This window comes from Paenibacillus nanensis, from assembly GCF_003583765.1.
Classification (GTDB): Bacteria; Bacillota; Bacilli; order Paenibacillales; family Paenibacillaceae; genus Pristimantibacillus; species Pristimantibacillus nanensis.
Window position 1 is genome coordinate 61,951 of the sequence record NZ_QXQA01000002.1, and the last position, 25,378, is coordinate 87,328.

A 25,378-nucleotide genomic window follows, 5' to 3' on the forward strand; every position below is an offset into this window, starting at 1 on the left:
CGTCCTTCGCGGTCGTTACGTTCGTCTCCGTTTGCACCTTCTCCCACCCCCTTATTCGTACGGTAAATTAAATTCCTTCCGCTTGATCTCGATCTCGTCGTTAATATAGAGAATATAGTCCGAGAACGCCTCGCGCGGGTTCTGATTCGCATTGACGACCTTGCGGAAGGCGTTGTCCAGATGCCTGCCCGTGAAGTAGCCGCCAGGTACCTGCGGAATGCCTTGCACCCACTTCCACTGGCTCTCCAAATTGTTATAGTCTTTAACCGGCCATGGCAGCTCCTCGAGCGCTTCGATGTTAGCCGTCGGATAACGCGCGGCTTCGCCCATTAGCCCTTCCATCTCCCGGCCGTAAGCAATTTGGGGCTCCTTGCCGGTCCACCACTTCATGAATGCCCAAGCCGACGCTTTGTCTTCGGCGTTGTCGAGCATCATTACCGCGGTCGTGTGACTGGCGACTTCGTGGTTAACCGACCCGTCCGCCAGCTCCGTGCCCGGCACGATCGTGAAATCCCATAATCCTTTAATTTCCGGCGCCATGACCGTCAGCATGTTATACGTTGTATAATCGGCAATGCCGATCGGCATCTCGCCCGTCCGGAACCGGTTCGGGAAGTCCGCTTGCAGCGGGAACTTGTAGCTGGTATAGAACTGCGTCCATCTTTTGAAGGCGTCCATTGAGATGTCGGAATCAAGCGCGCTCTGCATGCCGTCTTCCCGGTAAAACTCGCCGCCGTTCTGATACAGCAGCATCGAGAACGTCGCATTCGGGACAAGCGTTGCGTTCGGAGTCGCGTTCGCCGCTTCGAGAGGCAAATAAAACTCCATGTTATGCTTCTGAAGCACCGAAATCATATTGTAGACATCCTGCCATGTCCGAGGCGGCGTCAGACCAAGCTCCTCCAAAATATCTTGGCGATAGAACATCATCGGGAACATCTGCTGCTCGGGAAGCGCGTAGACGCCATCTTCGTACTTGTACGGCTCAAGGCCGCTGTCGCGGAATCTTCCCGCCACCTCTTCGTAATCCTCGAACTGAGTCAGGTCAGCCGCCGCCCCCCTCATCGCGTAATTGACGGGAACGTCCTCCCCGATTTGCATCGCGACGTCAGGGCCTTCCCCCGCAAGCGTGGCCGGCAGTAGAATGTTGGCCGGCACGAGGCGCAGCCTCACGGAGATGCCCGTCTCCGGCGTGAACGAATCGTCGATCAGCGCCTTCAGCACCTGGGCCTGATCGCGTCCCGTCGTAATCCAGACATCGATCGAACGGCCGCCGCTCGACGTATTGCCGATGCTGTCGTAATCCTCCGTGTAGGAAGCAACATACGCGCCAAGCTCATGCTTCATTTCTTCAAAGAACGTAGCCTCGGCTCTAGGCAGGTCATAGCCCGGCGATGAAATGACGAGGTAATCGAGCGACAACGGCTGCTCGCGCACCGTCAGAATCCACGTGCCTAAACCGCCGACGTTAATTTTGAACGAATTGAGCCGCTTCGCTACCGTCTCCGGATATTGCGCCATATCCTTCAGCTGATGCACCATCGAATGCAGGACGGCTACCTTGTCGCTCTTTTCGCCGGTAACCTGCTCGAGGTAATCCGCAACGCTTTGAATTGTCTCTGCCTGCTCCTCGAATACCGTCACCATATCGGGTATCCGCTTCTCCAGCTGGTAATCGCGGTAGGGGTCGGGCGTGTTCGACGTAATCATAAGAATTTTCCGGTACATCTCGTTAAGCTGAAGCACGCTGGATTCGATTGTCCGCAGCAAAGGCGCAATTTCGCCGAGCGAGACCGTCAACCGGATGCGGTGCTTTCCTTTCGTAAGGTGGAACAAATACGGCTCTTCCCCGCCGAGCACGTTCATCTGCCAATCGCGCTGGAAGTTAAAGCGGATCCGCTTCATTTCCTGGAACGGGTATTCACCGTCGATCATAAGGCTCCGCGTCGCATAGATGCCGCGCAGCTGGTTCTGCTTCTCCTTAAACGCGATTTGGTATAAGCCGTCTTCGGGAGCCTCGAACTCCCACTCAATCCATTGGCCGGGCAGCTTCCAGTTGAGTCCGCCGATGGAATTCATCCGGATCTTGGAAACGTCATATGGAATAACGGTCGGACTGGACCTGTCGGATACCGGTGCCAAGGTCGGAGAAGACTTGTACGCCGCATCTTCCGCCTGAATTAGCACGACCTGATCCTCCGCAGGCCTTATTCCGCCGTTCGAATACTCGCTCTTCAGTTGTTCGTAGCTTTTCGGCTGCTGCTGTTGATACAGCTCGATATAATCAATTGCCATCGGCTCCCTGAGCGCCGTCAAGGAGATCCGCTGCGTTCCGCTTTCGAAATAGAAGGCGTAGGCTTCATCGTAATAACCGTATCGGTCCGTAAAGGAAGCCAGCTGCCAATCGGGTTTCTCCACTTGTCTCGGACGGAGATCGTTGCCTCGGTCGTCGCGTTGAATCTCCTCGAGCTTATTGCCCCAAATGCGGTCGAACAAGAGAATATCCGCTCCATCGAACGGAATCTCGCCGTTTATTTCGAATTGTCTTTCGATAGCCGAGCTTTTGCCTTCGATTGGATAGTAATGTATCCGAATGTTATACAAACCCGCCGTTTCTACCGGCACATCCCAGGCGATGGTCCCGGACTCGGGCGTCATCACGGCGGAGCCGCTAAGCCCGTACGGCCCGTCCTGGGTCGCAAAGCTTCCCCCGACTGCGTCGGCGTAATCCTCGCCTTCGATCCGAATGACCGTATCCGGTCTTGCCGCGCTCGCATATTGATTCAAGTAGGCATCGTAGCCGCCTTCCCCGGCCGCATCGGTAATCGCTTTGAAATCAGCCATTGCCTGAACCTCTCCGCCGCTTACTGTCGTGCTTGACGGATAGAACGCCCACAAGGACGCCGCGCATACGACAAGTGCCAGCAGCGCGATGGACACTCTCTTTTTTCTTATGCTCAACGTTTCTCCCCTCCAGCTGCAAGACGTATACAAATTCATCGGCAGCCCCTATATAGAAGAGGATCTACAAGGGAACTGCCGATGCTTGTGATCAAACGTTACGGTCCGTACACTTCGTCAATAGCCGCTTGGAACGTCGACTTATATTTCTCGACGACGGTGGATACCGATACCCCGCTGTTCAGCTCGCCGACGAAATCGTAATACTTCAGATTCGGGAACGTGTTATGGTCCAGAATGATCATATTAGGCGCAACCATCTTGGCGTTGTTCAAGTCGTCTTCGTTCGCGAACAAGGTTTCATACCAGCCTTGATCCGGATATTCGTACACGGAATCGATGTCGTTGATTTTCTCCCAGATGTACATAAGCTGCTCCGGGTTATCGACGGACTTCGGAATCGTCAGCGCTTGGTATAACGCTTCCGCGGAATGATACTCGGTTGCGTTCGGTCCTTTCGGGAATGGCACGAAGCCGATCTCGTAGTCCGGCAAATCCGTCTGCAAACCGCTCATCTCATGCAGCGCGCCGGCATACATGAGCGTGTTGCCCTGACGGAAAAATTGGCCGGGCTCCGTCCAGTCGCCGCCTTCCGTCGGCCTTGCAACTTGCTCCGTCGCTAGACGGGAGACGAAATTAAGAGCCTCCAGCGTTGCAGGGTCGTCCAGATTTTGTTTGTTGCCTTTCGTAAGACCCGTGTTATTGGAATATAGGGCATGCATCATGAGATCAGCGTTCGCTAGACCCCAGGTATCCAGCTTGCCGTCGTTGTTGGTATCCTTATTGGCTTCCTTTGCAACCTGAATGAATGTCTCCCAATTCCAGGTGTCTTCATTCACATAATCCTGAAGCGCCTTGAGTCCGAGCTGGTTCATAAGCGTGCGGTTATAGAATATGCCTTGCACCAGATTCGCTTGGTTTTCCGTAAAGCCGTAGCCTCTGCCTTCATACGTGTAGTACTCGTTCGTCACCTTCTGGTTGAACGCGACCGGATTTTTCGTATACTCGTCAATCGGCCACAGCAAATCTTGTTTCACAAGCGTCGGCACCGTATACGTTTTGCCTAGGCGAACGATATCGCCGATCGGCTCGCCCGCAAGCAGCGAAGCGGTTACCTTCTCTTGATACTCGCCGTAGTCGATGGACACGTATTCGACTTTGAAATTATGTTTTTCCATGAGAGCTTCCAGGTTTTTCTTGCGCTGAATATTGTCCGGATTGTCCTCCGGGATCGTCATGTCCCACCACGAGACAATTTTGATCGTTTTGCCGCCTAAGTCGAAATCCATTTCCGGCGTGCTGTATACGTCTTCTTCGCCGGTATTGCCCGCGTTGCTGGCCGCCGGCGTTTCCGTCGCGCCGTTGTTCGCGCCCGTATTCGTACTGTTGTTGCCTCCGTTGCCCGTACCGTTATTAGAGGCGCCGGTACCGCCGCTGCATGCCGCGAGCACCAGCACCATCGCGCACAGCAGAGCCATCATTTTTCGTATCCGCATCTTCCATCCCCCTCAGCAATTGTGAACACACCCAAAGTGTAGCGCTTACATTACGAGGCCAACAACCTGTGGAAATCAAGGTCTATTACCCGTCAAATAATAGATTCGTGTGAGCGGCGGACATCGAGAAGGCGCCCAAAAAATGAAAAGGTAAACATCTGCTAGCGATATAAAGATAAGCACATTGTGAAAGTTTTTTTCATTTTCCATAATGAAAGCGTAATCTTTCTGAGGCATGCGTGTCGGGAGTGCCGGAAAATGTATTGGGGGTATCATGATGTACAACGTGCTGGTCGTTGAATTAAATCGACATTCGGGTTCGAAAACGAGAGATGCGCTGGATTGGAGCGTACTCGGCTTCTCCATAGAAAACGATGCCGACTCTGCGGATAGCGCTTTGACTTTACTCTCAACGAAGCCCTATTCGCTCGTTCTGATTAACATGGTCGGCATGCCGGAGGAGGGCCTTGCGCTGTGCAGCCGGATTCGCGCCGAAAGCCGGATCCCGATCCTCCTTATAGGCGACGGAACAAACTTCCAGCTCGCGAGGAAAGCGATGTACTATCAAGTCAGCGATTATTTGCCCGCGCCGCTCTGCGCGGAGGATCTTTCGGCAAGCCTTCAGCTCATCAAACGGCGGCTGGATTCCGCAGACGGAGCAGTCCGGGAGAAGCAGCCTCCGGAAGAGGCCGCCTCCGAAATTTCCGTTATCGACAAGGTGAAGGAATACGTATCGGAAGCCCTCAGTCAAAATATTACGCTTAAAGAAATTTCCAATATTCTGCATTTTAATTGCTCGTATCTTGGTCAGAAGTTTAAATATCACGAGAAAATGACCTTCAACGAATATTTGCTGAAGCAGCGCATGGAGAAAGCCAAAGCCCTGCTCGAGAGCACGGACCTGAAGGTTTATGAGATCGCGAACGAGGTCGGGTATTCCGAGATGGACTGGTTCTACAAAAAATTTAAGTCGTACACCGGCGTAAGCGCGAACGAGTACCGGAAAATGATGTCGATTACGGCATAAACGCACAAAGGTCGTTCAGGAACGGATACCTGAACGACCTTTTTCTGTTTGGAGGGATCTCGCTTATGGCTTATCCCGCTTCTTTTCCGGGATAGAGGACGATTCGTCCGCCCTCCATCTCGACGCGTACTTTGTTGCTGTCCTTGAACCCGTCCGCATCCAGGTAACCGGCTGGAATTTGAAGCCGGCCCGCCTTATCCACAACGGCATATTCGATATGGCTCTCCTCTTCCGCTGCCCGAAGGGCATCCTCGGCGTCCATTCGCGCAAGCTCCTCCGCATACGATACGCGGCGAATTATTTCCGCGGACGTCTTGCCGTCGCGGATTTGAACGACCCGGTCCACCTTACGCGCAAGCTGAGGATCATGCGTAACGATGACGATCGTAATACCGATCGTTCGATTGAGCGAACGGAACAAATCCAGCACCTGGTTTGACGTGTTCGTATCAAGCGAACCGGTCGGCTCATCGGCTAGAAGCAGCCGCGGATTGTTCGCAAGCGCGATGGCAATCGCCACCCGCTGCTGCTCCCCGCCGGATAATTCGCTTAGCTTATTCTTGGTCCGATGGCCGAGTCCCACCGCCTCTAGAAGCTCAATTGCCCGCGCTCTGCGGCGCTTGCCCTTCAGCAGCATGGGCAGCTCCACATTCTCCATGGCGCTTAAGTAAGGAATCAGATTGCGCGCATTGTTTTGCCAGACGAATCCGACCGTCTCCCGCTTATAGGCCACCAGCTCCCTCTCGCCGAAAGCGAGCAAATCCTGTCCGTCGACCAGCAGCTTGCCGGCCGACGGCTTATCAAGACCGCCCAGCATGTTCAGCAGCGTAGACTTGCCGCTGCCGGAATTGCCGATAATCGCCATAAGCTCGCCTTCCTCCACCAGCATGTCGAGCCCTTGAAGCGCAACGACCTCCAGGTCGGCGGTTTTATAAATTTTAACCAAACCTTCGCATTGAATCATCGCTTACTCCTCTCCCAATCTAAGCGCCTGGGCAATACGCGTGCGAGACAGCCTATAAGCGAGCACGAGCAGACCGGACGCGAGCATCGTGCCCACGATCCCGTACAGCCGCAAGTAATCGCTTTGATGGTAGGTTATTTCAAAAGGCGGCACCTGATCGGCGGTCGCAAATGACATTTCGAATAAAGGCACGAACAGCTCGCTGGTCGTGTTGCCGATGACGACCCCGATTAGGACAGCCGCCCCGGAGGTCAGCAATTGCTCGCTGACGAGCATGCCGATGATTTGCCGGAAGGGCAGCCCCATGGCCCTTAGCACGCCGTATTGCAACGATCTTCCGGCTAATGTCAACAGCCAGAAGAGCAGAAAGCCGAAGAAGCAGATCAGCATGGAGATGACGAATCCGAGCGTCATGACGCCGTTAACCGCCATACGGAACGGGTCGTTGACCGAACGGATCAGCTCCTGCGTCGCGTCGCGAAGGCTCGTAACCGGCACCTTTCGCTCCGCCAATTGATCGTATACCATCTGGCTCGACGCGCCGGCTTTCAGCTTCAACCACACTTCATAAGGTTCGACTGCCAACCGGTTTTGAATCGTGCCGAGATGGCCGACGACCAGATGCGGCGGAGCCGCCTTACCTTCTTCATTGCCGGCAACGGACGGAAGCGGATTCCAGCTCGGCCAATAATCGATAATGCCGAAAACGGTAAATTGCGCCTGGTCCAAGCCGTCCCAATTCAAGCGAATCGGATCGCCCGGCTTCAGCTTGGCTTTGTCGGCAAGCGAACGCGAGATCAGCACCGCCTTCGGCTCCGGCGCAATGAGATTCAAATAGCTGTTGATGGGATACTCCAGCAGACCTCCCTTCATCCATGCCGCGTTTCCAAAAGCCATCGTATCAATGCCGATGAGCTCCGTTTTGCCCGACGTGCCGCTTGCGCCCGCGCTAAATCTGGCATCCGGCTTGCGGAACACCTTGGCGACGGCCTCCACGCCCTCTAGACTTTCAAACGCCTCGAATGGAGGTTCCGTATACTGCACCCTTCTCGGCTCTGTTAGACTCCCTGCGGCCGTCCCCATTTGGGGCATCGATTCGGTGGACAAAGGCGGCGGCGCGTCACTCTCCCACTTCGTGGCGATCGCGATATCCGCCCCAATCGCATAGCGAATCTTGCTATCCATATTGTCGTTGATCGTCCGGGCCGCGTTAGCGCTGAACAGCCCCGTTGCGACGGTCATAATCAGGAACACCTTAATCGTTAAATATTGTCCCGAGGAACGGCTAATTTGAATAAGCGAGCTGTACAGCGCGGGCGGCCACCATCTTCTGCCCGCCCAATATACGAGACGGATGAGCCACGGATACACACGCAGGACAAGCAGCCCCCCGCCTAGAGCAAATATCGCCGGCATAAGAAACAGCATCGGATCCAGCTGCAGCGCGTCGGCATCGAGCGCAAGCCGCTTCACATCCTCTTGTCTCCTATTGAAATTGTAGAGGAGATATAACGAGAAGCCGACCAGGATGAGGTCAACTCCCGCCTTATGCCAGAAAGGCGCTTTTCCAAGACGCGCCATTTGCTGCTTGTGACCGACAATCGTTACCCTCGTTGCGAGGAATGCCGGGATCAGAATGAGCAGAATGGCCCCTCCGACAGCGGCTGCCGCGATCTTATAAGCGTTGCTGGATAAGCTGACGTCGAGTGCGGAGCGCTGAACGAACGCCAAAAAGCCGTTCGACGCGCCCAGCGCTCCCGTGAACCATACGCCAAGGAACGGCCCGGCCGCCAAAGCGGCGGCGCCGAGCATCGTACTTTCAATGACGTACGCCGTCATAATCTGAAGGCGGCTCGCGCCCCTGCTCCGCAGAACGGAAATTTCCGTCTTCTGCCGCTCGATGATGAGATTGGCCGTCATATACAAGTAGAAAGCGAGCATCAGCATGACCGGAGCATAAAGAGATACCATCATAAGATCCAGCTTTTCCTGCTTGCCTTGATACGAAGCGACGGTTTCGATTGCCGGCATGTTTACTTCCGCCACGCCAAGACGTCCTCGGAAGTATCGCTTAATGTCCGCTCCCGCCTGGGAGAATTTCTCCACTTTCTCTACGGTAAGCTGCTCGTAATTCAAAGCGAACCGCCACTCCAGATCCGTAAGCCGAGCTTTGCCGCCCTTGACGAATTCGCGTTCGAACTGCTCGAACGGAATGAGAAGGCTGTCCTCCCTCTCCGTCGTCAGGTAAGGCAGGTAGGGATCGGCCGCGGCATTCGTCTCGATAATGCCGACAGGAATGACGCGGAATGTGCTGCGATCCGATTCCGGCGATTCCAGAACCAATTCCTCTCCGAGCCCTCGTTTCGTTGCAAACAAGAACTTCTGCGTGACAAGCGCCTCGAATATCCCGTCCTGACGGTCGGCCGGCATGCGTCCCTCGATCAGCTTCACCCGCTTCTCCATATCGGACAATGACTGAAAGCTCCCGGCCGTCTTCTGGTACTGCTTCTCCTGTTCATTGGCGTCTGCGCCGTACACCTTCATTTTGTGCGTAAACCGCTGCTGGTAGAAGGACAGCAGCTCAAGCCCTGCCCGTTCCGGAATGGCCGCCGCGAACCGGTCCGCTTTGGCGATCGTTTCTATTGTCTTCTCATCCATCTGAGATGAGGATACGCTCGTAGCGATCCGGATAAATCCGGGATATACGCCGCTTTGAAGCTGCGTTTGCTGCAGCTCCTTGATCAATGTCCGCTGCAGAATGGCCTCCGAGTACAGGGGCATGGAGCTGAACAAAGCCACGCACACTGTGAGGCCCAGCCATAAGTTCAGCTGCAGCCACTTATTATTGGCCATTTTGCGAAGGATCATTGTCCATAAGGCCATGCTTACACCTCTTTCCCTTCCCGGGCGTCCCGGCATTCATGGTTTCGTCAATTGTTCAGAATGACTTGATCGCCTTCCTCAAGCCCCTTTACAATCTCCACTTGAGTCGGCGTCGACAGCCCAAGCTCGACGTCGACTTCCTTGCGGCGTTCGCCATCCGTCACCTGCACGTAGCTTCGTCCCATATAGGAGCGGATCGCCGAACGAGGGAGCACGATCACATTCTCGCGGCTTTGCAGGCGAATCGTAAGCTCGGCGCTATGTCCGATCTGCACGTCATCGGGAGCGTTATCCATGCCGATAATGATGGTCACCGCATTGCGCTCCGCCTTAGCTGCGTCGCCTGCAAGAGGGGCGTTAGATGGCGATTGCAGCACCTTGCCTGTATATTCTTTTCCTTTATATTTCAAATTGGCCGGCATCCCCGCTTCAATGGGAAGGAGATCCTTCGACTCCGAGGCGACGTAAGTCAGCTGCATCTTGTCTGGATCCGCAACCGTAACAATGGTTTGGAATGCATTCACCATTTCACCTTCTACAAGCGATTCCGCAAAAACGACGACTCCCGAGATCGGAGCGTACAGACGAGAAGAGGCAAGCTTGTTCTCCATATTGTCAAGCTGAAGCTGCTCGCGCTCCATATCGATTTCTCGCAGCCGCAAATCGGTCTCGCTGACGCCGGAGGTTTTGGCATCCAAATAGAGCAAGCGGGCTCGCTCCACGTTCAATCTCTGCAGCTTAAGCTGCAGCTCCAAATCGCCTGTCTCCAATTCCGCGAGCAGTTCGCCCTCCTTCACCTCGTCGCCTACCTTCACGTTGATCGACTTCAAGCGGCCGCCGGTTTCTTTGAACGATAGCTCGGCCGAGCTGGCGGAAACAAAATTCGCCGTTCCCTTCAAATACGTTTCGATATTCCCCTTTGCGGCCTCCACGATATCGAGCGGCTCCGATGCCGGCTGAACAAGAGGCGGCTGAAGCGTCTCCTCTTCGGCGGGCAGAAGCGAGCAGCCGGCCATCGTGAACATCACGGCAAGCGCGATGCCGTTTTTGACCGGCAGCTTTTTCAGTTGAGCGAACAAACGCTGTATCCTATGTGTGCGATACAATTTTTCCATCCTCCAATGCAATCACGTAATCGGCAAGCTCCATAATGCCGGGATCGTGCGACGTCAACACGATCGTCATGCCGGAGAAGCTCACAAGGTCCCGAAATACGCGCATAATTTGCAGCCCCATTTTGCTGTCCAGCTCTGCAGTCGGCTCGTCCGCGATAAGAAGCGAAGGCTGATGCGCGATCGCGCGCGCGATTGCCACCCTTTGCTGCTCGCCCCCCGACAGCTCCATCGGCCGGTGTCTCATCCTCTCCCGCATCCCGACTTGCTCCAGCGCATGCTCCGCCGCTGCGCGGTTACTCTTCGCCGAAGCGCCCGTTACGCGCAGACCGAACTCAACGTTCTCATAAGCGGACATAAGCGGAATAAGTCCGAACGACTGGAACACCAGCCCAATTTCCGTGCGCCGGATTCGGCTCTTCTCGGTCTCGGGCAGTCCGGTTATTTCCCGGCCGCGTAAGAACACGCAGCCTTCTGTCGGCTCATCCAGCGCGCCGAGTATATTAAGAAGCGTTGTTTTCCCCGAGCCCGATCTGCCCTTCAGCGCAACCATGGATCCCGCCGGAACGGCAAAATGGATCTGATCCAGCGCCGTAACCGCTCCTTGCCCCCGCCCGAATACCCGTTTGACGCCTGATGCTTCAAGGATCGTCTCTCCCCGCAGTTCCTCTGTCTGAGGCATGGCTATCCCCCTTTATCCTCTGTCCGCGTTTGGTTCTAAGTCATTGTAGCGCTTCCGCCGCCCGAACCGTACCCGTCCGTTTCTTGGGTTTTTACCTTGCAAATCATAGATCTTGCAGGTTTTCTATTGATGAAACGCAAAAAATCCTATAATTTTTTATGTACATCCTTAGTTTTTTGAAATCGCTTCCATGATAAAATACGGATGATGCAGCAAGCGAACAGGAGGATAACGAATGACAACAGCAGCGCAAGGGGCCTATTATACGGGCGAATACCGTAACGTGTTCAAGGAACTCGGTTATGAGGAGAAAACGATTCAAGCGAAGCTCGAACGAACATGGGCGGAGCTGATTAACGGAGATCCGGATGTAAGAATCTACTATCCGATGGGCGACGATATGGGCTACTTCCTGGACACCGGCAATACGGATGTGCGGACCGAGGGCATGTCCTACGGGATGATGATGGCCGTGCAGATGAATGACAAGGATATTTTTGACCGGCTGTGGAAATTTTCAAAAACATTCATGCAGCACACGGAAGGAAAATACAAAGATTATTTCGCCTGGCACTGCAAAACGGACGGCACTCGCCTATCGCAAGGTCCCGCGCCTGACGGCGAGGAGTTCTACGCGATGGCGCTGTTCTTCGCTTCGAGCCGTTGGGGAGACGGACCCGAGCCCTTCGATTATTCCGTTCAAGCCAAGGCGATCTTGCGGGCTTGCGTTCATCAAGGCGAACAAGGGGAAGGCGACCCGATGTGGGATCCGGCTACAAAATTAATTAAATTTATTCCGGAATCGCCGTTTAGCGACCCCTCCTATCATCTGCCGCATTTCTACGAGCTGTTCGCGGAGCGCGCGGACGAGCAGGACCGGGCATTTTGGCGGGAGGCCGCATCGGCCAGCCGGGCTTATCTTCATACGGCGTGCCATCCGGTAACCGGTCTCTCTCCCGAATACGCGAACTTCGATGGAACGCCCGCCGAGCCGCAGCGCCACGGCGATTATCGCCATTTCTTCAGCGACGCCTACCGGGTGGCGGCCAATATCGGCCTTGATTGGGAGTGGTTCCGGGCCGATCCGTGGCAGATCGGTCAGTCGAACCGTCTGCAGCATTTCTTCCGCGGCATTGAAGTATCCGATTACCGGCGTTACACGATAGACGGGCAGCCGTTCGATGAACCGGCCTTGCATCCAATCGGCCTGCTGGCGACGAACGCGATGGCAACACTTGCGGCCGACGGTCCGGATGCCGAGCATTTCGTCCGCTTATTCTGGAACACGCCGCTGCGTGACGGCGTCCGCCGTTATTATGACAATTGCCTTTATTTCTTCAGCCTGCTCGCGTTAAGCGGACAATACCGGATCTATAAATAAATGAAAAGCAGAGGCAGTAAAGGTCTTAAAAACCCTTTACTGCCTCTGCTTATTTCGGCCAGCCGCTCCAAATGTCGAGCTTATTCCCGTCCGGATCGTAAGCGAAGAAATAGACACTGTTATCCCCTCCTTCGAATTGGAAATCTTGTACTAATATGCTTTTTCAGGAAAGCCTTCGTCAATCAAAAAATAAGAATAGCTGCCCCATACAGGCGCAGCTATTCTCATTAATCCTGAAAATCGATCAGCTATTGCAGTTCAAGCAGCCGGTACAAGATCACTGCCGCTTCCGCCCGGGTCGTCGTACCCGCAGGGTCGAACACGCCGCCCTGCTTGCCGTTCACGATACCTGCGCGTGCAAGTCCCGTAACCGCTTTGAATGCGTAAGCCGGGATTCGTTCCGCATCCTCAAACGTTCGGTCGTCTGTGCCTCCCGGCAATGATGCGCCCGTCTCTCCAATCGCCCGGTAAACCATTACAGCCATGTCCTCTCTGCTAATGGATTCGCCGACACCGAACCGGCCATCCGGCTTACCTTTAATAATGCCTAGCTTTGAGGCTACCGCAATAGACGTTTCATAGTACGAGCCGGCTGCCACATCCGTGTAAGACTGCTCGGCCGCTTTTGCTTCCAGCTCAAGGGTTTGCACCAGGAGATGAATGAATTGCTCTCGGGTCACTTCAGAATTTGGCGAGTAGGACGCTGCGGATACTCCCTTCGCAATGCCGCGGGCTGCAAGCGCTTCTATCGCTTCCCGCGCCCAAGCGGCTTCGTTCAGGTCGGAGAAGGAAACCTTGCTCTCTGCCGCTGTAAAAGAACTGAAATGCTTTGTCTTAAATTCCACTTCGCCGGCGCTTGGCTTATAACGGCCGTTTTCGATCGTCTCAAGCGTGCCATCCTCCGCGATATAGTAGACGACCACCTGTCCCGGTCTCTCACCGCTCCTCAAATGATAAGGCATCGTCACCCTCACGCTTTGCCCTTCGCCGAACGCTGTGACGGTTTTGCCGTCTACCGTTAATGTGAAATCAAGGACGGTGTTTTCGCCGATTATGGATCGCGCAGCTCGCGGAAGCTTTTGAGGGTCAACTTGGCTGACCGTCAGCTTTGCCGTATTGCTGCTGCTGGAAGTCATCATCAAGGATAGCGGCAGCTGCATAACGGCCAGCTCCGTACGGATCTCAATTACCCTAATTCCCGCTTTTTCGGCTCGGGTAAGCTGACTATGGGTCAATTCAACCGACACGCTGCCCGATTGCAGGTTTTTGGCGTTAATCGTCAGTTTGCCGCCAACCGACTCGCTCAGCGCTCGATCAAATTCGGCATCCGTCACAATCGGACTTTGCGCCGCCGGTATACCTGGCGTTGCCGGCGGGGTGCCCGGATTCGGCCCGTCATTCGCCTCGCTGAACGTTAGTATGCCGTATCCCGACGTATTTTGCCAGGACAGGCCAGACCGGTCGTTCCAGATGGATACGCTATCTCTTACCCCGTCTCCGTCTTGATCGTCATTCACCTGGACGTCGAATCCGATGGCGTCTCCAACCGACGGATCGATCGCATCGAGCAGGATGGATGCCTCTACGACGTAGCCGCTCGCCGTCAATTTAGCTGCCGAGATCAGATTGCCGCTCTTCGAGCCCGGGTTTGTCGAAGGCTCGTTGTCGAAGTTGATGCGGTATTGTCCGTCATCCGCTTCATAAACGGCCGAAGCGGCGTTGTTCTGGTCGACGAAGATTTCAATGGAATCCTGCTCGTGCGCGTTCGCGCTTTGTTTGGAAAGCAGCGGATCCGTCACTTCGGCCCACACGTACAAGCGCTCTGCGTCCCACAACGTGCGAACCTTTGCTGTCGCGCCACTGTCTCCAATTACGAATCTTGCCGTAGTCACCTCGTCGGCGGACTGCCATACCGCGTCCTTCTCGCCGTCGATGACCGGCGTACCGCGCACGGCTTTGGACGCAAGCGCTCCTTCCGCTAAGGTCAACACGCCGAACTTGGACGTGTCCGTATCCTGTCCGCCCGTCGTGTCATTCCATGACAGAAGCGCCGGCGTTTCGTTCGCTCCGTCCGCAACACGCAAATCGAAGCCGATTTCTCGGCCGATCGCCGCATTGTCCAGCGGAATGGATGCTTCGATACGGTATCCGCCTTCTTTCTCGCTTGCAGCAAATTCAGTACCAGCAGGCGGATTCGCCCCGCTGCGGGAGAACGTGTACTTGAAGTCGTCCGTTTCGTAAAATTCCGTCTTTCCGTTGTTGCCGTCAATGAACAGCTCCACCGCATCGCCGTCGTTCGCTCTGGAATCATTCACGTCAATCCAAACGTTCAAACGATCCTCTTCCCATAACGTCCTGAAAGAAAATGCTTCAACTCCCGCCCTTGATACTTGCACGGAAGGCGTGCGGCTCCAAGCTTGTTCCCGCTCTCCGTCAATCGCCGCGCTTCCCTGCCGCGCAGTCGCGTAGTTGATTTCCACAGGCAGCTTTGCCGGATCAACGAGCGCCCAATACGCGTATTTCGCTTGCAGTCTTTCGTCGAACAGCAAAGGCCAGTTATTGCGCACGACCGGGAAAGTCCGAAGCCACGTGTTCGCGTCGTCCTTGCCCCAGAAGATGACGGCCGTTAACTGATCGTCGTGCTTCTTGAATACATCGAAAATCTCCCGGTAACGGTAAGCCTGCTTAAGCTGCAGCTCCACCGGGAATGTCTCGTAGGATTCTGAATCATTCGTATACACGCTCATGTCCAGCTCGGTTACCTGCTGCTCGATCCCGAGATCGCGGAACGCCTCAATCATATCGTCGAGCTCCTGAACGGCAGGATAGGCTATGCCGATATGGGTCTGGTGCCCCACGCCATCGACCGGAACCCCTTTGTCCCGCAGGCGCTTAATCAAGTCGTATAAAGCTTGCCGCTTATCGGTTATGTGCGTGTTATAGTCGTTAATGAACAGCTTCGCGTCAGGATCTGCCGCATGCGCATATTCGAACGCCTTCTCGATAAATTCTTCGCCTGCAATCTTGTACCAAAGGCTGTTGCGCAGCCCGTTCGGCTGGTTATCGCCGACCTCAATCACTTCGTTGACGACGTCCCACGCGTAAATCTTGCCTTTGTAGCGGCCTACAACCTCATCGATATGTTTCTTCATGCGTTGGAACAGCACTTCCTTGCTGACAAGGCTGCCGTTCTCGTCGTAGAACACCCAATTCGGCGTCTGCGAATGCCAAATTAACGTATGTCCCCGCACGGGGATCCCGTTGGCCTCGGCGAAATCGATGATTTGATCCGCTCTCGCAAAATTGAATTCGCCTTCGACCGGCTCCGTCGCGTCCCATTTCAGTTCATTGCCCGGCGTCAAACTGTTGAAATGCTTCTTCAGCAAAGCCGCATCCGGTCCCTCGGCATCCTGGATTTCTCCAACAAGCAGAGAAGAACCGAACAGGAAATGATCCGCAAACACATCTTTCAAGTTCGGAATATCGGGTTGAATCACGATCGGCTCCGGTTCCGCCGCGGGCTCGATCAGGAAGTCGTCGACGTAGAAGGATAATGTAGGGAGGTCGAATGACTCCAGGTACACCATGACATTTTCGGAAGCCTGATTTAGCTTGTATTCGCCCTCCAGCTTGACCCAGCCGTCAGCGTTGACCGTTTTGGTCGCGACCGGCTCGTAATAATTCGTGCCCTCCGTCGTCCTTTGAATCAGCAGCGAGACGGGGGCGTCCTCCACCTCGGCAGGCAGTCGAACCCACGCGGAGAGGGCATAGTTCTGGCCGGTCTGCATGTAGGACGACAAGCTCAGCTGAGGGCCGTGCCAACCGGATGTCCTTCCCTCGACCTTCAAGCTGCGCGCGCCGGAATGCGCCAAATCCTCCGCAACCGTCAGCTTCTCCACACCCCCTCGTCCGGACCAGCCCTGTACCGTGCCATCTTCGAAGTCCGAAGATAGCGAGCCCTCCTCTGCGTTCGCTTCATGTGGAGCGACTGTTATAGACGTCATTACCAGCATGGCAGCCAGAATCCATGACAGCATGCTGTTCCATCTTGAGCTAATCATGACTAACACCTCGCATAATCGTATTGGCCGTAACTTCGTATGGCATGACCGATGATTGCGCGTTCTTGGTGTCCGGGTCGACAGCCGTTTCGCCGGGACGTTCTGCTTCAATCCCTTCAGCAGAATCCCCGCCGTCTTAACGGCTGAACTGCCAAGCTTTAAATCGGAACAGCTCCCTCTCCCGCTCGCCCCTGAAGATGAAATAAAGATCATGGATGCCCTCGGCTCCATTCGTTGCGGTTTTTACCTCCTGCCATTGCTGCAGGCCGCCCGTCTTGGGCACGTCGAGCACTCCGATCAGCCTGCCGTCAAGCGCGTCCAGCCGAAGCTCGATTGCGCTCCCGGGCTCTTCGCTTGCAACCCATGCCGATACGGTCGAAGCGCCTGCGCCGAAGTCCACCTGCGCGACGGCCGTCCAATCCCCGTCATGGATGCCGCTCACGGCCAGCTTCGTCGGTGCGAGACGCTTATCCTCTGCAGCCGCTGGCTGCGTATCCACACCGGCGCTCCACGCCATGGTCGCCGCATCGGCAAGAGCGAACGGATCGAACGGTTTGATCATTTCTACGCCTTGCAAATTCGCCCCGATCTCGGTGATGGCGCCGTCTTCGGCAAAATGCACCTTGTTCAGATGCGTAGAGCGATAGCCTTTGGGAACGCCCATCGCCTTCGATAAGGTCTGCGCGTGATAGGCGATATACCAGGCGTCATGGAATTGGAAGATCGCATGATGATTATTGCCGCCGACGCCGAAGAAATGACCCGGATTTTTCAGGATAGAGCCCCGGTACGTCCAAGGACCCATCGGGCTTTCGCTTGTCATATAAGCGATCTCGCCGGCGGGAGGACTGCCTTCCGGTCTTGCCCCGTCATAGAAATTGGAGCAATACGTAAAGTAGTAGACGCCGCCCGCTTTATTGATGCCCGCATCCTCGAACATAAAAGGAGCCGGTATCGTAGCGGCCTCGCCGACAACGCTGACCATATCGTCCCCCAGCTTAATGACCCGGGCCGTATTGGGCATTTCATGCTTTCCTTCCGGTACGCCGCCTCCGTAATAGAGGTAGCCCGCTCCGTCTTCATCGACCAGGACGGCCGGGTCGAACAGCCAGGTCACCCCAGCAGCCGCGGGCATGTCCCGCGAGATGAGCGGCTTGCCGATCGGATCCACCCACGGTCCGATCGGGCTGTCGCTGGTCAAGACGCCGATCCCGCTTGCGTTATTGGCGAAATACAAGAAAAACCGGTCCGTTCCGTCGATCCTCTTATAGGCTGCTGCAGGCGCCCATGACTGCGTCGCCCATTTAGCCGCGCCTTCCGGCCCCGCGACGTTGATTACGCCATGATCGGTCCAATTCATCAGGTCGTCAGAGGAAATGACCGACAGCTTGTTAATATTGCCGTATGTGTTGTCCTTCACCTCGCCTTCCCCGTCAAACTCCAGCACATCATTTGTATTGTACAAGTACACGCGCCCTCCATACACGAGCGCATAAGGGTCCGCGCCGAATTTGTGAGCCACGACGGGATTGCCGTTACCCATCAGCTTCCCGACCGCTTCCAACGGCCGCGCACCGCTTACTTCCGCGGATGCCGCGCTGAAGTCGCTGAATTGTTCGTTCATGATTTCCTTCAACTCCCTATTCAGTTTAGGTACGTAAAAAGTGTAACGCTTACATATAACACCAACAACCTGCCGATTCTTATGTCCGGCACCCGTCAACTTCTAGCTTACAAGCACAAAAGTCCGTTGACCGCCGTCAACGAACTCCTGCTCCAGTCTTTTTATACAAGCCCGTCCCGATATTCCTGCGGCGTCAGCCCGGTCATCTTTTTGAAAAACCGCGTGAAGGAATGAGCGGCCTCGTAACCGACAGCCGAAGCAACGTCCCGAACCTTCCATTCGTGATTGCGCAGCATCTCCTTCGCCTTTCGCAGCCGACACTTGTCGATATACTCGGACACGTTCATGCCGAATTCTTGTTTGAAAAACCGGGAGAGGTAGGACGGGTTGAAAAAGTGAATTTCCGCCAGCCTTACCAAGGATAAATCCTCGCTTAAGTGGTCTTCAATAAACTGGCAGATGCGTTCGATCACTTTGGACGCCCTGTCTCTTTCATCTTTATTTTTGTAGTCGAAGACGGACTCCGCGGCTTCGCGAAGATACACGAATGCTTCCTTCATCGAGTCATGATCGTCCAGCCGCATCAGCTTACCGTATTCCGCCAGCTTGTCATGCATGCCCATCCGATTCATATAAGAGAACAGAATGAGCGCGACGGCATAATAGCCCTCGATCGTCTTCTGCACGTTTCCGCAGCAGCATTGCAGCAGAGCAGCCGACAGCATATCGAGCTCCCCCAGAAACTCGGCCGCCTTCCCTCCCTCCAAGTAAACCTCCATAATGGCCGCTTTTTGATCGATGGAAGCCGCCTCTTTCAGAGCGTCCGCTTCGCCTTGCTCGGCTCTATCCATTAAAATCATGGCAAGACCGTCGCCGATCCTCAGCTGCTGAAGCCGGCGAAGCCGCTCATACCGGGGCGGTACCTCCTCCCATTCGCATAGGGATCCGCTTACCGTGAAGCTGACCGACGATTGCAGGGAAGCCTGACACGCTTCTTGAACCAGCTCGAGCGTTCCTTCCAAGTAACGGATAAGGTGCTGATGAAACGTCTCTCCGGCATCCAGAGAGGGCTGAATAAACCAAAGCACGTCATCATATTTATCGATGACTCCGATGCTAATGGTTTGCTCCGACATAAAGGAGTTCCATAGCTTCCGGATCTCCCAGAGCACTCTGCTTCTTCCGGCGAACCCGATGTCCGCTCGGTAGGATACCCGGCCCAGAGCCAGAAGGACAGGCGCGCCTGGAGAAAGGGGGATATGGAGCTCCTCGAAATCCCGGGCCAATTCCTCGCGATGCCGGTGGCTCGAGCTGCTTCCCTGGAGAAAATGGCGGAAATAATCGCCTTGCGCGATTAGCTCAAGCGCATCGGTCTGCTCGAGCGATTTCTCCACGAGCCGCTCCACGCGAAGATCCTGATCGATCTCTCGGATGACGTCCATTACCGTCTGGGTGACTTTGTCGTACCCTTCCGTCTTAAGCAAATACCGCGTATTCGGGAGCTGTATCGCCTGGTAAGCGTAATCGAATTCGCTAAAGCCGGTCAGAAATACAATTTTGCACCTAGGCCAATAAATTTGAATCTGCTGCGATAATTCCAAGCCGTTCATGCCCGGCATGCGGATGTCGGTCAGAACGATATCGACGCGGGTGCGGGACAGCCAGTCCAGCGCCTCCTTGGCGGAATAGGCCTTGCAGACGTCTAGAGACTCCGACATCAGACGCTGGAACACCTCGTATAGACCATCCGTAATAATCTCCTCGTCGTCGACGATCAAAAGCCTATACATGGTTCATCTCCTCCTCCAGCTTAATCCGTATCTCCACTTTCAGCCCGTTCAGCTCGCTTCGGGACAGAAATAGACCGCTGCCTTCCCCAAACGTCAAGACGAGCCTGCGGTGGATATTAAGAATGCCCGTGCTTTCCTCCGATTTGGCTATGCCTGCCAATCGTTCCTGCAGCGCCCTTATCTCGCAATCTTCAATTCCGTCGCCGCTGTCCTCAATCGTGATGCATGCCATGCTTTCACTACGCTCGAAAGTGACGCGGAGAAGCCCTTCCTCCGCCATTTTCTCCAGGCTATGCTCATACGCGTTTTCAATGATCGGCTGGATGATCAGACGCGGAACGCGAATCCGCTCCATCTCGGCCGGCAGCTCGTCGAACTGCACGCGGATGCGCCTTGAGAACCGCAGCTTCTGTATTTCCGTGTACATGCGCGAGTGTTTAACTTCCTCCGACAACAGGACGTGATCTTCTCCGTTGCGGGTAATAAAGCGGAAGTACTCGCCGAGCATATTCGTAAAGAGCTCGATCCGCTCCACGTCCCCCGTCTTCGCGAGCGAGTTTAGAATAAAAAAGCTGTTGTACAAAAAGTGCGGGTTGATCTGCGATTGAAGCTGCTTAAGCTCCGCGCGCTGCATCATCATTTTCTGCTTGAAGTCCTGATCGATTAAGTTCTGCAGTCTGGCCAGCATCTGGTTGTACCTGGTGTACAAGTAACCGAATTCATCCTTGCGCTCATGTTCGATCGCGGCGTCGAGCGACCCGCTTTCCATCCGCTTAAATCCTTGCACCAAGTAGAGCAGCGGCCGATGGATGAAACGATAAGAGGAATAAGAAAAGGCGACGACCGCAAGCAAAGACGTCAACGCGAACAGCAATCCCCATGTATAAAATCGGTTTAACGGCCGTTTGACGGTTTCCTCGGGCAAATACGCGGCGACGGATAACCCAAGCGATTCGGAATATACCTTATTCAAATGATAGCTCCTGCCATTCATCTTCATCAGAAACTCGTTGTTGTTCGTCGCGCTCGCCCGCCGCACGAAATCCAAGATCGAAGCGTCCGACTCCGGATGGCTCCGAATGGTATAGCTGCTCCCCTCCAAAATTAGCAGGGAGCCGCTGTCCGGATAAAGATTGATTTGATGAAGCGACCTGCGCAGCTTCTCCGCGTCCAGTTCGATTTGAACGATAAAAATCGGTTCTTCGCCTTTTTTGCCGCTTTGCTTGGAAGCGCTCAGATGAAGTCCGTCATTCCATAACTGCAGCCGGCTCTCCTTCATGCCGGCTTGATTATTGAATGTGTGAAACCGGACTTCGTCAAGCGGCTGTACGCCATTTGCCGCCGAGACCGTTTTGTTAATGGGGCGGATATGCACGGAAACATCCTTCATATAGGGACTGCTGTTTTGGAAGGATGTCAGCCGGTGCAGCAGCTCGTTCAAGCTCTCCCGCTGCTCTGCGCTGTCCATGAGTGACCAGGTAGCGGAAAGCTTGTTCAGCCCGCTGTCCTCCACCGTGTCGAACAGCTGCAGCTCCATCCATTCCACTTCCCGGTTCAAGCCGTCCAAATAATATTCCAGCTGCTTGACAGTTGCTCTCGTAATATCGTTGCTTGCGTTCTGATAGCTCCATTGATACAAGTAGATGCCAAGGAGAATGATCGGGAATACCACGATGAGATAGGTAAACACCAATCGGGCAAAAATGGAATTTCGCATAGAAAACGCGGGAAATTTAAACAAACAAACGCCTCCGTTGCTGCAATTCTGTCATGATTAAGGTTTGTTCTTTCCGGCATGCCATCGGTTGACCTCCGCGGTAATCTGATCGCCGCCCAGTTCCTTCCACTCCTTCACAAATCGGTCGAAATCATCGACAGAGCGGCCAAGTATAATATTGATAAAAGTCTCGTATTCCAGCTCGTCCAGAACGGCCTGCTTGTCGATCATCGTATCCGTTGGCGCGCCGACAAAGCTTTCGTACAGCAGCTGACCGTTTTTTTCGTATTCGTCCATAATCGCAAAAGCCCCATTCGCGCCATACGTTCTCTCCCAGCCCCACCCGGATTCCTTATTCGCGCCTCCGGCCAAATACGTTTCAATATTTTTTTGGATCGCCTTCGCTTCATCCTTAAGCTTGGATAAGTCTCCTGTCCGGCGCGCTTCCTCCAATTGACGGTAGGCCTCCAGGTTCTTCTTCACAGGGTAAGGCGTAACCGGCGACAATTGCCAGACCGGCAGCGGATTGCTGTAATACGTTTCATATTCAGCCGTTTCGCCCCAGTTCTTCTCCAGGTGAAGGTTGAACATTTTCACAATCGCTTCAGGGTAAGGATAGTCCTTGCTAACCGCCAAGTACTGATACGTGTTGAAACGGAGCGGTACCTTCGGTTGTTCTCCGTTTGCCGACACGATCGGGAACGCCTGCCATTGCGATTTCGGAAATTTTTCGCGGCTGGCTTGAGCCACGAAAGAGCCCCATTGCTCCCCGTAGAACATGCCGACCTTGCCCGACGCGATCATTTCTTTCATCTTTACGCCGTCCTTCAGACCGAATTCCGGGTCCAGCTGCCCGCTCTTGTACATGTCCTGCAGCGCCTTCAGGGCCGGCTTCACTTCCGGCTGGATGCCTCCGTAGACAAGCTTGCCGTTGTCGTCCTTCACCCATATTTTCGCATAAGCCCCGTACCCGGCCATAAAATCCATAATGCCCATGACGGGATCCCATAAATATTGGGTAACGGCAAGCCCATACGTATCATCGATACCGTTACGATCGGGGTCTTCCTCTGTAAACGCTTTCGAAATTGCGAGCAAATCATCCATCGTGCGAGGGGGCTGCATGCCGAGGGCGTCCAGCCAGTCCGTGCGTATCCAAATGAATTGCGCTCCTTCAATCGATGCCACCGTTTCCGGAATCGCCATTAATTTGCCGTCGATCGTCGCCGAGTCGAACGGGCCTGTGCCTTCTTCGCTTAGAATGCGTTTCGTAAGCGGCGTTGCATACGTCTCGTAGGTCTCGGTCATATCCCGGATGAGCCCGGCGTTGGTAAGCAGCCGCAGCTGTTGGGCATTCACCTTCACAATGTCAGGTAAATTTCCGGATGCAATGGCTACCCCTAACTTTTGACGGTAAAGATCGCCTCTCGCCACCCAGTCGTAGCGGACACGAATACCCAATACTTCTTCGTAAAGCCGGCTCCACTTATTATTTTCCAAGGTTTCGCCGGGTAGGTCGTTAATCAAATCTTCCATTCCGGAACTATAATCCCTTACGAACGAAATGTCGATCGGAGGGTCATATTGGCTGAGTCCAGGGTCCTTGTAAATGATGCGTTTCTTTTCCGAATCCGGCGCATCATGATTGTTTGTGCATCCCGACAATACGGGGGCAAGCGCAACAAGCAGGCAAGCTGGCAGCAGCGCAAGCTTCGCCTTTCTGTTATAGGAATCTCGCAACAGACACAACCCCATTTCCACATGTTCTGTGCAGCGTTGACGAGCTGTATAACTACCATTATCCAAACTCGCATTTCGTTTCTGCAAGATGCAATTATTGATATCGTTACCTGTTCATGACTTCTTTGGCCGGAGAGACCGAGAGGCGGCGAATTGGCCCCCTATGCTGTATCCGAGTCCGACGGACAAGCAGCCGTAATGTTCATTATAGGACATACCGGTTAATCTGTGGAGATGAGGATTCATTTGCCCCAGTCTGTCATCACCGTGCAGGTGTATTCCCCCTTAAAAAGCCAATAATAGTTAAAAAGCATTTTGGACTACGGAGGGACAGCCTTGTATCTTCATTTAACGATAAAATTGCTCGTCGGCTTTGTTGTGCTGTTTATTGTGACCAAATTTATCGGCGGCCGCGAGCTGAGACAATTGAATGTGTTCGATTTTATTTCAGCCATCGTGCTGTCGGAGCTTGTGGGGAACGTCCTTTACCAGGAGGAAGTTAACGCGATCCAAATGTCATACGCGATTTTGTTTTGGACGGGGCTTATTTATTTGATCGATAAAATCACGCTTAAGTTTCATAACACCCGTAAGCTGCTGGACGGAGAATCGGAGCTTGTGATCGAAGAAGGAATCATTGACAGGAAGGTCTTAAGTCAACATCGGTTGGAATTAAGCGAGCTTCTGGGCATGCTGAGAGAAAAAGATATTTTTTCGATCCGCGAAGTTCGCTTTGCATTTATCGAGCCGGACGGGAACGTAAGCGTGGTAAAGGGAGAAAAGATCCAGTACGGGAGCGGGGATCTCGGGAGTTTGCCGGCCCCCTTAATTATGGATGGAAAGCTTGTCAAAAAATCGTTAACCCGGCTGGAAAAAAACGAGGACTGGCTTCGCCATGAGCTGCTGAAAAAATCCATCCATGATTTTCAGGAGGTTTTTTATGCCGAATATTTAACGGGGTACGGCTTATTAGTCCAGACGCAACAAAAGCCATAAAAAATCTCCCCTGCCAGAAAAAGGGGTGTTCCAAGTCATGCGATGACTTTTGAAACAGCCCCTCCGTGTGTTCGGTTGTTATGGGTCAGCTTGGCGTAATTTCGATTCGCCTCCTACAAATAAACGAACGGCTCTTTGGCGTCGACGAACGTCACCGGCAGACCATCCACAAGCGGCTGAAGCCAATCGGCCAAATATTTCATGCCCCACTCCTCGGTGCGCTCATGTCCGACTATAATCATCGCTTTGTTCATCCCGAGCATGGATGCGTCGTTCACATAGGCGCACAAGGTCCATTCCGTTATGTCTCCGCACACCATAACGTCCAGCTCCTTATCGCGCATCAGCTCCATCGGCATCTCCTCGCGGCCCAGACCTAGGCTTCCGCCGCCAACGAGAACGCCGATTCTGGAGCAAGGAGACTCCGGCTTGCCGACAATCCTCACAATGTTCATGCCCAGCTTCCGCTTAAAAAATTCCGCCAGCTCGCCGACCGTTGTCCGTTCCACCGCATACGCCCAAGGAGAAGACGGATCGAGCTTCTTGCTCTCCCAGCCAAGCTCGCGAACCAGCCCGTCATAGATTAAATCGCTTTTTGCCATATGCATATGATCGTGGAAGCGCCACACCGCAATCCCATTCTCGTCGAGCAGCTTTTTCTTGGCTGCATAAACAGGATCGTTCTGCAGCCAATCCACCTTATCGGCGCCCGTGAAGTAAGTAGGCTCATGCGTAATGATAAGGTTAGCGCCAACCGCGATTGCTTCTCTGATCACGTCCACGGTAGCTGTGAACGTCGTGACGATGCCCGTCACCTCCATGTCCGGACTGCCGCTGGCCAGCACATCGCAAGTCTGCTCGAGCCGGCGTTCGCCGCAGCTCTCTTCGAGAATGCGGTCGATCATGTCTTGCACCTTCATTCCCTTCAACTCCCTTCTTTTTCG

Annotated in this window: 15 protein-coding genes; 3 read left to right on the forward strand and 12 right to left on the reverse strand. The window is 54.2% G+C overall.

Going from position 1 to position 25,378, the window contains the following annotated elements; all coding sequences use genetic code 11:
* Positions 1-51 precede the first annotated feature (51 nt).
* Complete coding sequence (locus D3P08_RS03535) at positions 52-2,961, reverse strand: extracellular solute-binding protein (RefSeq protein WP_119598072.1); 2,910 nt, start codon at positions 2,959-2,961, stop codon at positions 52-54.
* 98 nt (positions 2,962-3,059) lie between these two features.
* A complete protein-coding gene (locus tag D3P08_RS03540) occupies positions 3,060-4,457 on the reverse strand; it encodes an ABC transporter substrate-binding protein (protein ID WP_119598073.1) in 1,398 nt (465 codons plus the stop codon).
* Positions 4,458-4,734: 277 nt separating this feature from the next.
* Between D3P08_RS03540 and D3P08_RS03545 the strand changes: the two genes are divergently transcribed.
* The gene (locus D3P08_RS03545; protein WP_119598074.1) at positions 4,735-5,484 is read left to right on the forward strand and encodes a helix-turn-helix domain-containing protein; all 750 of its coding nucleotides are present in this window, start codon (positions 4,735-4,737) and stop codon (positions 5,482-5,484) included.
* Between the two features lie 70 nt (positions 5,485-5,554).
* Here D3P08_RS03545 and D3P08_RS03550 read toward each other — a convergent pair whose 3' ends face one another.
* From D3P08_RS03550 to D3P08_RS03565, 4 genes are read right to left on the reverse strand one after another with little or no spacing between them, the layout of a single operon-like run.
* Positions 5,555-6,448 carry an ABC transporter ATP-binding protein gene (locus tag D3P08_RS03550; RefSeq protein WP_119598075.1) on the reverse strand — a complete coding sequence of 298 codons (894 nt, stop codon included), beginning with the start codon at positions 6,446-6,448 and terminating at the stop codon, positions 5,555-5,557.
* Between the two features lie 3 nt (positions 6,449-6,451).
* The gene (locus D3P08_RS03555) at positions 6,452-9,331 is read right to left on the reverse strand and encodes an ABC transporter permease (protein ID WP_119598076.1); all 2,880 of its coding nucleotides are present in this window, start codon (positions 9,329-9,331) and stop codon (positions 6,452-6,454) included.
* Positions 9,332-9,378: 47 nt separating this feature from the next.
* On the reverse strand, positions 9,379-10,410 hold the full coding sequence (locus tag D3P08_RS03560) for an efflux RND transporter periplasmic adaptor subunit (RefSeq protein ID WP_240647281.1): 1,032 nt from the start codon (positions 10,408-10,410) through the stop codon (positions 9,379-9,381).
* 10 nt (positions 10,411-10,420) lie between these two features.
* Positions 10,421-11,125, reverse strand: a complete 705-nt coding sequence (locus tag D3P08_RS03565) for an ABC transporter ATP-binding protein (RefSeq protein WP_119598078.1) — start codon at positions 11,123-11,125, stop codon at positions 10,421-10,423.
* A gap of 235 nt (positions 11,126-11,360) precedes the next feature.
* Here D3P08_RS03565 and D3P08_RS03570 point away from each other — a divergent pair, with 235 nt between their 5' ends.
* Positions 11,361-12,506: a family 8 glycosyl hydrolase gene (locus D3P08_RS03570; RefSeq protein ID WP_119598079.1), complete on the forward strand. Its 1,146-nt coding sequence runs from the start codon at positions 11,361-11,363 to the stop codon at positions 12,504-12,506.
* Between the two features lie 248 nt (positions 12,507-12,754).
* Here the strand turns inward: D3P08_RS03570 and D3P08_RS03575 are convergent, their stop codons facing one another.
* The 5 genes from D3P08_RS03575 to D3P08_RS03595 all read right to left on the reverse strand — a co-directional run bounded on the left by D3P08_RS03575 (position 12,755) and on the right by D3P08_RS03595 (position 23,438).
* Positions 12,755-16,567 (reverse strand): endo-1,4-beta-xylanase, encoded by a 3,813-nt coding sequence (locus D3P08_RS03575; RefSeq protein ID WP_119598080.1) that lies wholly within the window; start codon positions 16,565-16,567, stop codon positions 12,755-12,757.
* A gap of 136 nt (positions 16,568-16,703) precedes the next feature.
* A complete protein-coding gene (locus D3P08_RS03580; RefSeq protein ID WP_119598081.1) occupies positions 16,704-18,191 on the reverse strand; it encodes a glycoside hydrolase family 43 protein in 1,488 nt (495 codons plus the stop codon).
* 161 nt (positions 18,192-18,352) lie between these two features.
* Positions 18,353-19,981, reverse strand: coding sequence for a helix-turn-helix domain-containing protein (locus tag D3P08_RS03585; protein ID WP_119598082.1), 1,629 nt, complete (start codon positions 19,979-19,981; stop codon positions 18,353-18,355).
* Entirely contained in the window at positions 19,974-21,722 is a 1,749-nt protein-coding gene (locus tag D3P08_RS03590) for a sensor histidine kinase (RefSeq protein ID WP_119598083.1), read from the reverse strand. The genes D3P08_RS03585 and D3P08_RS03590 overlap by 8 nt, the downstream gene beginning before the upstream one ends.
* 33 nt (positions 21,723-21,755) lie before the next feature.
* Complete coding sequence (locus tag D3P08_RS03595; RefSeq protein ID WP_240647283.1) at positions 21,756-23,438, reverse strand: extracellular solute-binding protein; 1,683 nt, start codon at positions 23,436-23,438, stop codon at positions 21,756-21,758.
* A gap of 336 nt (positions 23,439-23,774) precedes the next feature.
* Between D3P08_RS03595 and D3P08_RS03600 the strand changes: the two genes are divergently transcribed.
* Positions 23,775-24,434 (forward strand): DUF421 domain-containing protein, encoded by a 660-nt coding sequence (locus D3P08_RS03600; RefSeq protein WP_119598085.1) that lies wholly within the window; start codon positions 23,775-23,777, stop codon positions 24,432-24,434.
* Between the two features lie 113 nt (positions 24,435-24,547).
* Here D3P08_RS03600 and D3P08_RS03605 read toward each other — a convergent pair whose 3' ends face one another.
* On the reverse strand, positions 24,548-25,354 hold the full coding sequence (locus tag D3P08_RS03605; protein WP_119598086.1) for a Nif3-like dinuclear metal center hexameric protein: 807 nt from the start codon (positions 25,352-25,354) through the stop codon (positions 24,548-24,550).
* Positions 25,355-25,378: the final 24 nt, after the last annotated feature.

Coding starts and splice junctions, on each gene's coding strand:
- D3P08_RS03550 (WP_119598075.1), bottom strand. CDS start 6,448: ATGATTCAATGCGAAGGTTTGGTTAAAATTTATAAAACCGCCGACCTG.
- D3P08_RS03580 (WP_119598081.1), bottom strand. CDS start 18,191: ATGAACGAACAATTCAGCGACTTCAGCGCGGCATCCGCGGAAGTAAGC.
- D3P08_RS03545 (WP_119598074.1), top strand. CDS start 4,735: ATGTACAACGTGCTGGTCGTTGAATTAAATCGACATTCGGGTTCGAAA.
- D3P08_RS03570 (WP_119598079.1), top strand. CDS start 11,361: ATGACAACAGCAGCGCAAGGGGCCTATTATACGGGCGAATACCGTAAC.
- D3P08_RS03575 (WP_119598080.1), bottom strand. CDS start 16,567: ATGATTAGCTCAAGATGGAACAGCATGCTGTCATGGATTCTGGCTGCC.
- D3P08_RS03565 (WP_119598078.1), bottom strand. CDS start 11,125: ATGCCTCAGACAGAGGAACTGCGGGGAGAGACGATCCTTGAAGCATCA.
- D3P08_RS03555 (WP_119598076.1), bottom strand. CDS start 9,331: ATGGCCTTATGGACAATGATCCTTCGCAAAATGGCCAATAATAAGTGG.
- D3P08_RS03540 (WP_119598073.1), bottom strand. CDS start 4,457: ATGCGGATACGAAAAATGATGGCTCTGCTGTGCGCGATGGTGCTGGTG.
- D3P08_RS03605 (WP_119598086.1), bottom strand. CDS start 25,354: ATGAAGGTGCAAGACATGATCGACCGCATTCTCGAAGAGAGCTGCGGC.
- D3P08_RS03585 (WP_119598082.1), bottom strand. CDS start 19,981: ATGTATAGGCTTTTGATCGTCGACGACGAGGAGATTATTACGGATGGT.